Consider the following 12,366-nt stretch of genomic DNA (forward strand, 5'->3'; position numbering starts at 1 on the left):
GGGCTTCAAGACTTCAACGACACCGGACCTTCCGCCCGGCCGGACGAAAGTCAGGTGCCATTGGTCTTGCCCGAACGGATGCTCGAACCCCTGCGCCACGACCTCTCGGCCGAGTATGTTGACGCGAGGGAACCGCACTGAATGCGGCGGGCTACTCCCCAGATGACGGCGGTTGGCTAGCAGCGACCCATCCGGCGCGCAAGGCCGGCCGGTACTGAGCACGCATCATTACCGGCTTTCCTACTCGCTGCCCCACGTGCCAGCGTATTCTCCATGCCTATCCCACCCTGCCAGAATCGCAAAAAACCACCGCCGGATGAGGATTATCCGGCGGTGGTTTTTTTTGCTCTTGGACTGTGTAACACCCGGTCCATGTCTCAGCTTTGCGGTTGCAAAGCTAAGCAGCCGGGCGTTCGAATCAGGCGTCTTCCTTCAGATACTTCTGGAAGCTTTTGCGCAGTTTCATCAGCTTGGGCGGGATAACTGCAAGGCAGTACGGGTTCCGCTGGCCTTCGCCATCCCAGTATTCCTGATGGTAATCCTCCGCCGGGTACCATTCGCCGCTCTCGATGGTGGTGACGGCCTCCTGCCCCTCGTGTTCGTCGTTCCATCGCGCAATGGCGGCCCTGGCTTCTTCTTCCTGCCCTTCGAGCGGGAAGATCGCACTGCGATACTGGGTGCCGACATCGTTGCCCTGCCGATTCAGCTGGGTCGGATCATGCGTGCCCAGGAAGACGTCGTAAAGCTGGGCGAGGGTGATCTGCTCGTCATCGAATGTGACACGCACACCTTCGGCATGGCCGGTATTGCCCGTGCAGACCTCCTTGTAGGTCGGGTTCGCCTGATGCCCGCCGATATAGCCGCTCTCTACTTCGCTGACGCCGATCACGTCCTTCATCACCGCTTCGGTGCACCAGAAGCACCCGCCGGCAATGATCGCCTGCTGTTCTGCCATGTCATCAAACTCCTTGTTGGATACCAAGATAGGAATCCGTCCCGCGCTTGTCATCGTGCAGTTGCACGTGCAGGACATCACCGATCCATTCGAGGGAGAGATCAGATGCGTTACCTGCTCGCCGCCACAGCGCTGGCATTCGGCGTTCCTGCCGTTGCCGACGATCAGAAATTGCCCGATCCCGCGGCCTTCGCAGCGACTCATGCCGAAGCGATATCCGGCGAGATCAATCATCCCAGCCGCGCCGAAGATCGCGCGCGTGATCAGTATCGTCACCCTTCCGAAACCCTCGCATTCTTCCGCGTCGCCCCGGACATGAAAGTCGGTGAATATGCGCCTGGCGGCGGCTGGTACACGCGCGTTCTCGGACACTATCTGGGCGGTGAGGGGCAGCTCGTCGGTTTGTATTACGATCCCACCAGCGGTCCCTTCGACGCCGAAGCGCAGCAGCGCATCCGCGCCGGGGCCGCCGGTTTTCCTGCCGAAGCTGCCGAATTCACCGGGCTTCCGGCAGAACATTTCTCGGCCATGACGCTTGATGCCGTGCCGGAAGGCGAAGCGGGCACGTTCGATCGCATCCTCGTCATTCGCATGCTCCACAACATGATGCGCTGGAACAATGCCGACAGTGAAATCAAGACCATGCGCGGCCTGCTCAAACCAGGCGGGATGCTTGGCATCGTCCAGCATCGCGCGCCCGAAGATGCCAGCGCCGACTATGCCAACGGCTCGAAAGGCTATCTGCGACAGGACGATGTCGTGGGCTTCGTGGAGGCCCTAGGCTTCGAATTCGTCGGCAGCAGCGAGGTGAACGCCAATCCGCGCGATCCGGCCAATTGGGAAGACGGCGTATGGATGATGCCGCCAAGCCTCGGGGGCGATGATGCGATGGACGCGCAAACGCGCAATCTGGGCGAAAGCGATCGCATGACCCTGCTGTTCCGCAAGCGGGACTGATCATTGCCTGACGCGCGACGGTTGCTTATCTGGCGCCCATGAGAGAACTGACCGTCGCCGTCCTGCAATTGCCGCTCGCCCGCCCCGACGCGGCAGACAATATCGCCGCCGTCTCGAAACTGGTGGAAGACGCGGCGGCCAAGGGCGCACAGATCATCCTGCCGCCCGAACTTTTCGCGGGGGAATATTTCTGCCGGGAGGAGGAGGAGGACCTCTTTGCTCTTGCTCACCCGACCGGCGAAAGCCCCAGCGTCATTGCCATGCAGGAACTCGCCGCAAGATTAAAGGTGGCCATTCCGACAAGCTTCTTCGAACGTGACGGCCAGCATTATTACAACACGCTCGCCATGATCGGCCCGGATGGCGAAATCATGGGGACATACCGCAAAAGCCATATTCCTGACGGACCGGGCTACGAAGAGAAATACTACTTCCGCCCCGGCAACGACGGGTTCAAGGTATGGGATGTGTTCGGCGCGCGTATCGGCATCGGCATCTGCTGGGATCAATGGTATCCCGAATGTGCTCGCGTCATGGCGCTTGAGGGCGCCGAAGTACTGTTTTATCCGACTGCCATCGGCTCCGAACCTTACGATGCAGATCTCGATACCAGCCGCATGTGGCGGCGTGCAATGATCGGTCATGCGGTGTCCAATTGCATGCCCGTCTGCGCGGCCAATCGTATCGGACACGAAGGTCCCGCGGATCGTCAGCAGAGCTTCTATGGCCACAGTTTCATCAGCGATGAATGGGGCGATCTGGTCGAGGAATTCGGCGGTTCGTCACATGGTGTCCTCGTCGCAACGCTCGACCTCGACCGCGCACGAAAACATCGTGCGGGCATGGGCTTCTTTCGCGATCGACGTCCCCAGCTTTACGGGCGCATCTGCGAGGATATCTGAAGGCGGGCCGTACGCCCCCGCGCTATCTGCCTGCCAGTTCCTTGAGTATGATCGTCCAGTGATCGAGGCCCGAATAGAACGCATCGACATTTGCCCGTTCGTTTAGGCCATGTGCATACATGTCCTGCGAACGGCTGGCGCCTCCGCTTACGGCGACCGTATCGTAGCCTAGCGTGCGGTAATGCATCCCGTCGGTACCGCCCGATTCCATATAGGGAATGATTGGTATGTCCTTGCCGTATCGTGCGGCGAGGCTTTTCGCGACCGCTGCCCGGACATCGTCCCGGAGAACAGAGACGGGGCTTTCCGTCACCTCTGCCATCAGCTTGAACGAAACATTGTCGTTGCCGATGACGCGGGCCAGTTCGGCCTGGGTCTTCTCCACCCCGATGCCGGGGAAAATGCGGCAGTTCACGGTCGCCGTCGCGCTCTGCGGCAACGCGTTTTCCGCATGCCCGGCGCGGAGCATCGTCGCAACGCAAGTCGTGCCGAGCGTGCCCACCGTCTCGGGGTTCGACTGAAGCGTGGCGACGGCTGCCGGATCTTCTGGGTTTTCCGCAAAGGCCCGCATGGCATCGCCCAGTTCGCCCGGCACGCTCTGGCCAAGGGCTGCAAAATAGCTTCGGGTCAGCGGTGTCGCCTGAACTGCGAATTTGTGATCGGCCAATTTCAGAAGCGCTGCCGACAGTTCATAGATGGCATTGTCGGATCGCGGCCGCGAAGAGTGGCCGCCTGGATTGCTCACGGTAAGCTCGAACGTCGCAAACGTTTTTTCTGCAGCCTGAACACGCATGGCCAGCGGCTTGAACTCGTCGTCCAGCGCCGTTCCGCCGGCATCGGAATTCAGCACGAAAGCAGGGTCGACGTTCTCTGCGATCCACTTCGCCTGTGCGCGGGTGGAAACCATGCCGGTTTCCTCATCACCAGAGAAAGCCAGATAGAGATCCCGGTTGGGCGTCCAACCTTCATCTTTCAGCCGTATGAAAGTGCCTACGAGATTGGCGACGCCGTACTTATTGTCCATCGTTCCGCGTCCGAAGAAATAACCGTCTTCTTCGGTCAGAGTGAATGGATCGCGATCCCAATCCTCCGGCAGAGCATCCACCATGTCCATGTGAGCCAGCATCACGATCGGCTTTTCTCCCGATGAACCGTCACCGCGATATCTTACAATAAGCCCCTGCGTCGGTTCGCCGTCGCTGTCGTAGTCAGCGACCATCAGGTCTTCCTGCGCGAAGCCAGCATCGGACAGATGCTTCGTGAGGTACGCGACCATGTCATCCACCTGCTGATGACCGCGCGCCGTACGAAAGCCTATTATGTCGCGATAGATGTCATGGACCATCTGCTGGTGATCGGTCAGTTGACGCGTTTCGGTATCCTGAGCCGCGATTGGGCCCGCCGAAGCCAGCGCGCCCGCCAGAAGAAATGCCTTTACCCTCATCGCCTGCCCCTCCAGTTGGCTATCACGCGGCGGGACGCTAGGACGGAGCCTTCATGGAGGCAAGCAAGCATCGCTACCTGATTGCACTGGGGTCGAACCGGCGCGTACCCCAGATCGGTGCCCCGCGCGCAGTGCTTGATGCGGCGGTGGCAGAACTGGCCGAGGAAGGCTGGGAGGTCGAAGCTGTCTCGTCTTGGGTGGATAGCGTGCCCATCGGCCCTTCGCAGCGGCAATATGCAAATGGCGCTGTCGTAATCAGTGGCGATCTCGATCCCACCGAGACGCTGGAACACCTTCAATCAATCGAGGAAAAGTTCGGACGCGAGCGGCGCGGGCAGAGGTGGCGATCGCGCACACTCGATCTCGACATCGTTCTTTGGAGTGGCGGGGCCTGGCATTCGACAACTCTTTCGATCCCGCATCCCCTGTTTCGAGAACGTGAATTTGTGTTGCGCCCGGCGGCCGAAATTGCAGCGGATTGGCGAGACCCTGTCTCGGGCCACACCCTGCGTCAGCTCGCCAGAAGAAGTTTCCGCTGACCTGCGCCAAATCTCGCATGACCCGCTTGACCGCCCGCAAAGGCGCCCCTAGGTGGCACGCCGTGGTCGGGCCGTTAGCTCAGTCGGTAGAGCAACTGACTTTTAATCAGTAGGTCGCTGGTTCGAACCCAGCACGGCTCACCACCACTATCCGCACCGAGGCCGGAGTGCCGGCACCAACTACCGGAGCCGACATTCCCATGAAAACCCGCGCCGCCGTCGCTTTCGCCCCCAAGCAACCACTCGAAATCGTCGAGTTAGACCTGGAGGGACCAAAGGCGGGCGAAGTGCTGGTCGAGATCATGGCGACCGGTCTCTGCCACACGGATGCGTATACGCTCGATGGATTGGACAGCGAGGGGATCTTTCCCAGTGTCCTGGGTCATGAGGGCGCAGGAATCGTGCGTGAAGTCGGCGCCGGCGTCACGAGCGTCTCGCCCGGCGACCACGTCATTCCGCTTTACACCCCCGAATGCCGCCAGTGCAAATCGTGCCTGAGCGGCAAGACGAACCTTTGTACCGCGATCAGGGCCACTCAGGGTAAGGGCCTGATGCCCGATGGTACGACGCGCTTTTCCTACAAGGGCGAGCCGATTTTCCATTATATGGGCTGCTCGACCTTCTCGAACTTCACTGTCCTGCCCGAAATCGCGGTCGCCAAGATTCGTGAGGATGCCCCCTTCAAGACGAGCTGCTATATCGGCTGCGGTGTCACAACGGGCGTCGGCGCAGTGACCAATACGGCCAAGGTCCAGGTTGGTGACAATGTCGTGGTCTTCGGCCTGGGCGGGATCGGTCTCAATGTCATTCAGGGTGCGCGGCTCGCCGGCGCCGGCATGATCATCGGCATCGACATCAATTCTGATCGCGAAGAATGGGGCCGCAAGTTCGGAATGACCCATTTCCTCAATACCAAGGGTATGAGCCGGGACGAAGTGGTGGCCAAGGTCGTCGAGATGACGGACGGAGGAGCCGATTACACCTTCGACTGTACGGGTAATACGGAGGTGATGCGCACGGCCCTGGAGGCTTGCCATCGCGGCTGGGGTACATCCATCGTCATTGGCGTTGCCGAAGCGGGCAAGGAAATCTCCACCCGGCCCTTCCAGCTGGTGACCGGTCGCAACTGGCGCGGCACGGCGTTCGGCGGAGCCAAGGGCCGCACCGATGTTCCGAAAATCGTCGATTGGTACATGGACGGGAAGATCGAGATCGACCCGATGATCACTCACGTTCTCAGCCTAGAGGACATCAACAAGGGGTTTGACCTTATGCATGCAGGTGAAAGCATCCGCAGCGTGGTGGTGTTCTGATGGCCGGCAAGATCTATTCTGACGCCGCAGCGGCGCTCGACGGGGTGTTGCGCGACGACATGCTCATCGCAAGCGGCGGCTTTGGCCTCTGCGGAATTCCGGAGCGCCTGCTCACCGCTATTCGTGACAGCGGGGTCAAGGGGCTCACTTTCTGCAGCAACAACGCCGGCATCGATAATGAAGGCATCGGCATGCTTTTGCGTACCCAGCAGGTGAAGAAAATGTTTTCTTCCTATGTTGGCGAGAACAAGGAATTCGAGCGGCAATTCCTTTCCGGCGAGCTGGAGGTCGAGTTCTGCCCGCAGGGCACGCTGGCCGAACGCATGCGGGCAGGTGGAGCGGGCATTCCCGGCTTCTATACCAAGACCGGCGTCGGCACGCAGGTCGCCGAAGGCAAGGAGCACAAGGATTTCGACGGCGAAACCTATATCCTGGAACATGGGATTTTCGCCGACCTCGCAATCGTGAAGGCGTGGAAGGCCGACGAGACGGGCAATCTCGTTTTCCGAAAGACCGCTCGCAACTTCAATCTCCCCGCCGCAACGTGCGGCAAGGTCTGCGTCGTCGAAGTCGAGGAAATCGTGCCTACCGGTAGCCTCGATCCCGACTGCATTCATCTGCCCGGGGTCTACGTCCAGCGCATGATCGTTGGGTCACCTTACGACAAGAAGATCGAATTTGTGACAACCCGCGAAAGGGAGGCCGCGTAATGGGCTGGGATCGCAACCAGATGGCCGCCCGCGCGGCCAAGGAACTGGAAGACGGATATTACGTCAACCTCGGCATCGGCATCCCGACGCTGGTGGCCAACCACATTCCTGACGGCATGCATGTAACGCTGCAGAGCGAGAACGGCATGCTCGGCATCGGACCATTCCCCTATGCCGGTGAAGAAGATGCCGATCTGATCAATGCTGGTAAGCAGACCATCAGCGAACTTCCGCATAGTGCCTATTTCGATAGTGCTGCCAGCTTCGCCATGATCCGTGGCGGGCACATCGATCTGACTGTGCTCGGTGCAATGGAAGTCGCACAAAATGGCGATATCGCGAACTGGATGATCCCCGGCAAAATGATCAAGGGCATGGGCGGCGCCATGGATCTGGTTGCCGGCGTCAAGAAGATCATCGTTGTTATGGAGCACACTGCCAAGGACGGAAGCCCGAAGTTCATCTCCGAATGCACGCTGCCTCTGACAGGGCAGAACGTGGTCGACATGGTGGTGACGGATCTCGCCGTATTCCAGCGGCCCGACCATGACAGCGCATTTCGTTTGATCGAACTGGCGCCGGGCGTGACCGCCGAAGAAGTAGCCGAAAAGACGACCGCGCAGTACGAAGTCGCTCTCTAGGGATGGCTACCGCGTTGGAAACAGTCGAGGAGCACCGTAGCCAGGGCGGCATTCAAGGCGTTTATCGCCACGCTTCGGTCAGTACCGGCACCGATATGACGTTCTCCGTGTTTGTACCCGAGCACGAAGAAGGCACGAAGCTGCCGGTCCTGTGGTTCCTTTCCGGGCTTACATGCACCCACGCCAACGTCACCGACAAGGGCGAGTTTCGTGCTGCATGCGCCGAGCACGGGATCATCTTTATTGCGCCAGACACCTCACCGCGCGGCGAGAACGTGCCCGACGATGAAGCATACGATTTCGGCCAAGGCGCTGGATTTTATGTCGACGCTACGCAGGACCCCTGGGCAGAGCATTTCCGCATGCGCAGCTATATCGAACAGGAACTGCCGGAGCTGGTTGGCGGGCATTTCCCCATCGATATGAACCGTCAGAGCATCACGGGCCATTCGATGGGTGGTCACGGCGCACTGACCGTCGCACTCCGCAACGCGGACCGCTTTCGTTCGGTCAGTGCATTCTCGCCGATCGCAAGTCCGCTTGCATGTCCGTGGGGAGAAAAGGCGCTCGGCGGATATCTCGGGGCGGATCGCCAGGCTTGGCGTGAATATGACGCCTGCGCACTGATAGAAGACGGTGCGAGATTGCCTGCCCTACTGGTGGATCAAGGCACGGCCGATGGCTTTCTCGAAGAGCAACTCAAGACCGAACTGCTGATTGAAATCTGCGAAAAAGCCAGCATGCCTGCAGACATCCGGTTTCAGGATGGGTACGACCATTCGTACTACTTCATATCGACATTCATGGCCGAACACGTGGCCTGGCATGCGCGACATTTGAAACAGAGCGGCGCCGAGTAGCACTCCCCACGGCATAAAAGCTCTGCCGCGCCCGATGACTGTGGCTTTGCGGGATTTCCCTGCTAGACATGGCGCGATGGGATCTGTGGGAGGCATCATCGGAACGTTTGGCGGCACGGCTGCCCTGGCACTGTTCGCCTGTGCGTCGCCGTCTCGTGCCCAGGAGGCTGGCGAAGATCTCCCGGCCTACAGCACCGCAACCGATTTGCCCTCTCCGGTCGCCGACCCCCTCGATGTCGACTTTAGTGCGGCCCCGCTTACCTATCGCGCTTCAGGCGTTGAACGGGCATGATACTGGAAAACACGGTGCTGGATATCGCTGCGCGCGGCATCATTCTGTCTGCGGGAGCCATTGTTTGGGTCGTCATCCTTATCCGCATCAACGGTTTGCGATCCTTGTCCAAGATGACGAATTTCGATTTCGTCATGACCGTTGCCTTGGGCAGCTTGGTGGCTGGGGCGGCACAAGCCAGCAGTTGGAGCGGGTTCGCCCAGGCATCGGCCGGAATGCTCGGCCTGTTTCTGGTCCAGTTTATCGCTGCTTACATCCGCAAGACGTCGGATGCCGCCGAAGCAATCATGCAGAACGAGCCGGTCTTTCTGATGCGCAACGGCAAATTCTTGGAGGACGCGTTACGCAAAACCCGGGTGTCGAAAAGCGATCTGATCGCAAAACTGCGCGAGGCGAACGCGCTCGACCTTTCGTGCGTACGCGCGGTGGTTCTGGAAACCACGGGCGACGTTTCCGTACTGCATGGTGACGCTCTGGACGAAACCCTGATCGGGGATGTCCGGCGTCTCTAGCGCCGGTCCAGCCAGCGTGCAAAAGCCACGCCGCCCGTAATCAGAAACGGAACCAGCACGAAGCTGAGCGCCACCTTGGCGATGACTTGCCCGATGAGCAGATTGGTTATCTCGAATTGCCCGTAAAAGGCGAGCGTGATGAAGATGACCGAATCGATAGCTTGGCTGAGTGCGGAAGCAATTGCGCCGCGCATCATCAACGAGACGGTTGAGGTACTCTGCGATGAGCCGCGTAGACGCGAAAAAATCCAGACATTGAGTAGCAGCGATACGATGTAAGCCGCGGGCCCGGCCATCCATACGCGCCACAACGTAGCATGGACGCGCTCGAAAGCTGCGAGGTCCTCGCCGCGAAACTCGACCATCTCTACTGAAGCAGGAAGATTCAGTACTAGTTGCATCAGTAGCGAAGCGATGAGCAGCGGAATGAAACCCCACCAAACGATCCTATTGGCAAGCTTTTCGCCGTACAGCTGTGCGATGGTGCTCGATATCACGACCAGTAGCAGAAAGGCGAAGATGCCGGATTCCACGGCCAGTTCGGTCGGCCACAGCTGAACCTGCTTGTACGCGAGAACGCCTGCCAAGACGGTCATTCCCCCGTAGATCAGAGTGTAAACGAACAGGCCGAGCGGCATGGCGGCAGCGGCAGGCCGGATTTCGTTGGCGGGTTCTGTCATGGGTGGATCTCGTGGAATTCGGGGACGGCTTGGCCATCGGTGAGTAGTGAAAATTGACTAATGGGACGGTGCAAGCAAGACAGCGGCTAATTTCATCCGCAACTTGTAGCGTCCGAAGGGAAGCCGATGTCGCCCATCCTTATCAATATTATCGGCATTCTGGCGATTTTGCTGGTCGCATTCTTGCTGTCGACCGGCAAGCGGAGGATCAAACTCAGGGTCGTCGGTGCAGCCTTCGCGCTGCAGACTCTGATGGCTTTTCTCGTACTGGCCACGAGCGGCGGGCGTGCCGTGATACAAGGCATGGCTAATGGGGTGGCCGCCCTCCTTTCCTATGCGGACCAGGGAACGCAGTTTCTTTTCGGCCCGAACGAGACGAACCCGTTGGCGAACACCTTCGCACTGGGCGCGTTGCCGGTGATCATCTTTTTCGCAGCCTTGGTTTCGATCCTCTATTATCTCGGCATCATGCAACGTGTCGTGCGTTGGGTCGGCGGTGCAATCGGCTGGGTGACGGGGATATCGAAGGTCGAATCGCTAGGGGCCGCGGCGAATATTTTTGTCGGCCAATCCGAAAGCCCGCTCGTTGTGCGCCCGTACCTCGCCGCACTTGCGCCCTCTCGGCTGTTCACGCTCATGGCGGTGGGAATGGCCGGCGTTGCCGGCACGATCCTTGCCGCTTATGCCGGGCTGCTCGGCAATGCCTATCTGCCCTTTCTCCTGGCCGCCGCATTCATGTCTGCCCCTGGCGGCATATTGATGGCGAAGATCATCATGCCCGATGACGGCGAGCCGTCTCCTGAAGCGGAGGGTGAGTTGCCGTTGCCGCGCGGCCGGATCAGCGGCGAGGGACCTGCCGCGCTCACCGAGAGCGAGAGGGAAGTGGAGATCGCAGAGACCTTCGAGGAGGGCGAGCGTCCGGCCAATGTCATCGAAGCCGCCGCGCAGGGCGCGCAAACCGGTGTCAAACTTGCGGTCGCCGTTGGCGCGATGGTCCTTGCATTCGTCGCGCTGGTAGCCCTGGCCAATGGTCTTCTGGCGGGTGTTGGCGGATGGTTCGGCTATTCGGACCTCAGCTTCCAGAAGCTGCTCGGCTTCGTCTTCGCTCCCATGATGTATCTGATCGGCATTCCGTGGGATCAGGCTGGCGCTGCGGGCGGACTGTTCGGGACGAAGATCGTGCTGAACGAGTTTGTCGCATTCATCGAGCTCGGGACGATCGGCCCCGAGGTCCTGACGGAACGCAGTCGCGCTATTATTACGTTCGCCTTGTGCGGTTTCGCTAATTTCAGTTCGATAGCCATTCAGATGGCCGTGACCGGCGGGCTCGCTCCCAACCAGCGGCCGGTCATCGCCAGGCTTGGTTTGCGAGCGCTTGCCGCCGGTTCTCTCGCCAACCTTATGAGCGCCGCGCTGGCAGGTCTTTTCCTACCGTATTAAAGGGCTTCGCCATGACCGATTCGAACACCGATATCGCGGTAGTGTCGCTGGCACAGCCGCTGGACAGCATAGCCGATGAGCTGGGGCGTAGCTTCGAGCAATACGGTTTCGCCGTCATCCGCGATCACGGCATCCCGCAGGACCTGATCGATCGCGCCGAGGCGCTGTCCAAGGAATTCTTCGCGCTCCCCGATGATGTGAAGAAGGCGTATCACACGCCTGGTGGCGGCGGGGCTCGCGGATACACGCCGTTCGGGACCGAAAAGGCCAAGGATGCCAAGGTCCATGACCTCAAGGAATTCTGGCACGTCGGTCGCCAGCTGCCGGAGGGCCATGATCTTGCGGATTATATGCCAGCCAATATCTGGCCGGACGAGATCGACGGATTTCGCGAAACCTTCCTCGAACTTTACACAGCATTCGAAGAAGCCGGCGGCAAGGTGCTGGAGGGCATCGCGCTTCATCTGGGGCTACCGCGCCAGTTCTTTGCTCCTACGGTAGAGGACGGCAATTCCGTCATGCGCCTTTTGCGGTATCCTCCCCTCGAAGGCGCAGAAGCGGAAGGTGCGATCCGCGCAGCCGCGCATGGCGATATCAACACGATCACATTGCTACTTGGTGCGGAAGAAGCCGGTCTGGAACTTCTTACTTCGCAAGGCGAATGGAAAGCCGTCGCCCCGCCGGAGGGTGCGCTGGTGGTCAATATCGGCGATATGCTTGAAAGATTGACCAACGGCCGATTGCGCTCGACCAAGCATCGGGTGGTAAATCCGCGAGGCGAAGCGGCCTATCGTGCGCGGTACTCGATGCCGTTTTTCCTGCATTTCCGCCCCGATTATGTCATTGAGACGCTGCCTTCGTGCATCGATCCGGAGCATCCGGAGAATCGACCCGATGCAATCTCCAGCCATGAATTCCTCATGCAGCGCCTGCGCGAGATCAATCTCGCGTGATCTGGTGCGGTGCACCAATTTGTGCGTTGCAAAAAAACCATAATCAGGAAAATTTCAGACTCGTGGCCTGATTGCAACACCATCAACGTGTTGTTCCTTAAGTGCAATTTTGGCGGGGCACCTGAACTCTCGGCAGAAGTATCACGGTTGTCTTGACTCTGTCACATT

General features: G+C 59.6%; 13 protein-coding genes, 1 tRNA gene and 1 riboswitch. Of the genes, 11 read left to right on the forward strand and 3 right to left on the reverse strand.

Annotation, left to right across the window (positions count from 1 at the left end; translation table 11 throughout):
- Nucleotides 1-173, reverse strand: a riboswitch (yybP-ykoY riboswitch).
- Between the two features lie 245 nt (nucleotides 174-418).
- Nucleotides 419-955 (reverse strand): peptide-methionine (S)-S-oxide reductase MsrA, encoded by a 537-nt coding sequence (gene msrA, locus ACIGGE_RS06980; protein ID WP_103024589.1) that lies wholly within the window; start codon nucleotides 953-955, stop codon nucleotides 419-421.
- Between the two features lie 105 nt (nucleotides 956-1,060).
- Between msrA and ACIGGE_RS06985 the strand changes: the two genes are divergently transcribed.
- Both ACIGGE_RS06985 and aguB read left to right on the forward strand, forming a co-directional pair.
- Nucleotides 1,061-1,912, forward strand: coding sequence for a class I SAM-dependent methyltransferase (locus ACIGGE_RS06985; protein ID WP_397489770.1), 852 nt, complete (start codon nucleotides 1,061-1,063; stop codon nucleotides 1,910-1,912).
- A 38-nt stretch (nucleotides 1,913-1,950) separates the two neighbouring features.
- Complete coding sequence (aguB, locus tag ACIGGE_RS06990) at nucleotides 1,951-2,814, forward strand: N-carbamoylputrescine amidase (RefSeq protein ID WP_397489771.1); 864 nt, start codon at nucleotides 1,951-1,953, stop codon at nucleotides 2,812-2,814.
- A 22-nt stretch (nucleotides 2,815-2,836) separates the two neighbouring features.
- On the opposite strand, the gene ACIGGE_RS06995 is transcribed toward aguB, so the two are convergent.
- Nucleotides 2,837-4,258 (reverse strand): M20/M25/M40 family metallo-hydrolase, encoded by a 1,422-nt coding sequence (locus tag ACIGGE_RS06995; RefSeq protein ID WP_397489772.1) that lies wholly within the window; start codon nucleotides 4,256-4,258, stop codon nucleotides 2,837-2,839.
- A gap of 53 nt (nucleotides 4,259-4,311) precedes the next feature.
- Here ACIGGE_RS06995 and folK point away from each other — a divergent pair, with 53 nt between their 5' ends.
- The 7 genes from folK (at nucleotide 4,312) to ACIGGE_RS07030 (ending at nucleotide 9,125) form a co-directional block, all read left to right on the forward strand.
- Complete coding sequence (folK, locus tag ACIGGE_RS07000) at nucleotides 4,312-4,797, forward strand: 2-amino-4-hydroxy-6-hydroxymethyldihydropteridine diphosphokinase (RefSeq protein WP_103024469.1); 486 nt, start codon at nucleotides 4,312-4,314, stop codon at nucleotides 4,795-4,797.
- Between the two features lie 68 nt (nucleotides 4,798-4,865).
- Nucleotides 4,866-4,941 (forward strand) — tRNA-Lys (locus tag ACIGGE_RS07005).
- Nucleotides 4,942-4,997: 56 nt separating this feature from the next.
- Nucleotides 4,998-6,110 carry an S-(hydroxymethyl)glutathione dehydrogenase/class III alcohol dehydrogenase gene (locus ACIGGE_RS07010; protein ID WP_196847646.1) on the forward strand — a complete coding sequence of 371 codons (1,113 nt, stop codon included), beginning with the start codon at nucleotides 4,998-5,000 and terminating at the stop codon, nucleotides 6,108-6,110.
- Nucleotides 6,110-6,820 (forward strand): CoA transferase subunit A, encoded by a 711-nt coding sequence (locus ACIGGE_RS07015; protein ID WP_397489773.1) that lies wholly within the window; start codon nucleotides 6,110-6,112, stop codon nucleotides 6,818-6,820. Before ACIGGE_RS07010 ends, ACIGGE_RS07015 begins: the two co-directional genes overlap by 1 nt.
- The gene (locus ACIGGE_RS07020) at nucleotides 6,820-7,461 is read left to right on the forward strand and encodes a CoA transferase subunit B (RefSeq protein WP_397489774.1); all 642 of its coding nucleotides are present in this window, start codon (nucleotides 6,820-6,822) and stop codon (nucleotides 7,459-7,461) included. The genes ACIGGE_RS07015 and ACIGGE_RS07020 overlap by 1 nt, the downstream gene beginning before the upstream one ends.
- Before the next feature lie 2 nt (nucleotides 7,462-7,463).
- A complete protein-coding gene (gene fghA, locus ACIGGE_RS07025; protein ID WP_397489775.1) occupies nucleotides 7,464-8,321 on the forward strand; it encodes an S-formylglutathione hydrolase in 858 nt (285 codons plus the stop codon).
- Between the two features lie 288 nt (nucleotides 8,322-8,609).
- Nucleotides 8,610-9,125, forward strand: a complete 516-nt coding sequence (locus ACIGGE_RS07030) for a DUF421 domain-containing protein (RefSeq protein ID WP_397489776.1) — start codon at nucleotides 8,610-8,612, stop codon at nucleotides 9,123-9,125.
- Here ACIGGE_RS07030 and ACIGGE_RS07035 read toward each other — a convergent pair.
- The gene (locus ACIGGE_RS07035; RefSeq protein WP_103024478.1) at nucleotides 9,122-9,805 is read right to left on the reverse strand and encodes a queuosine precursor transporter; all 684 of its coding nucleotides are present in this window, start codon (nucleotides 9,803-9,805) and stop codon (nucleotides 9,122-9,124) included. The two genes, ACIGGE_RS07030 and ACIGGE_RS07035, sit on opposite strands and share 4 nt — an antisense overlap.
- Before the next feature lie 126 nt (nucleotides 9,806-9,931).
- On the opposite strand from ACIGGE_RS07035, the gene ACIGGE_RS07040 reads away from it, so the two are divergent.
- Together ACIGGE_RS07040 and ACIGGE_RS07045 are read left to right on the forward strand one after the other, a co-directional pair.
- Entirely contained in the window at nucleotides 9,932-11,245 is a 1,314-nt protein-coding gene (locus tag ACIGGE_RS07040; RefSeq protein ID WP_397489777.1) for a NupC/NupG family nucleoside CNT transporter, read from the forward strand.
- Nucleotides 11,246-11,256: 11 nt separating this feature from the next.
- Nucleotides 11,257-12,198: an isopenicillin N synthase family dioxygenase gene (locus tag ACIGGE_RS07045; protein ID WP_397489778.1), complete on the forward strand. Its 942-nt coding sequence runs from the start codon at nucleotides 11,257-11,259 to the stop codon at nucleotides 12,196-12,198.
- Nucleotides 12,199-12,366 lie beyond the last annotated feature (168 nt).

Source organism: Qipengyuania sp. NPDC077410 (genome assembly GCF_044543405.1).
GTDB classification, from domain to species: domain Bacteria; phylum Pseudomonadota; class Alphaproteobacteria; order Sphingomonadales; family Sphingomonadaceae; genus Qipengyuania; species Qipengyuania pacifica.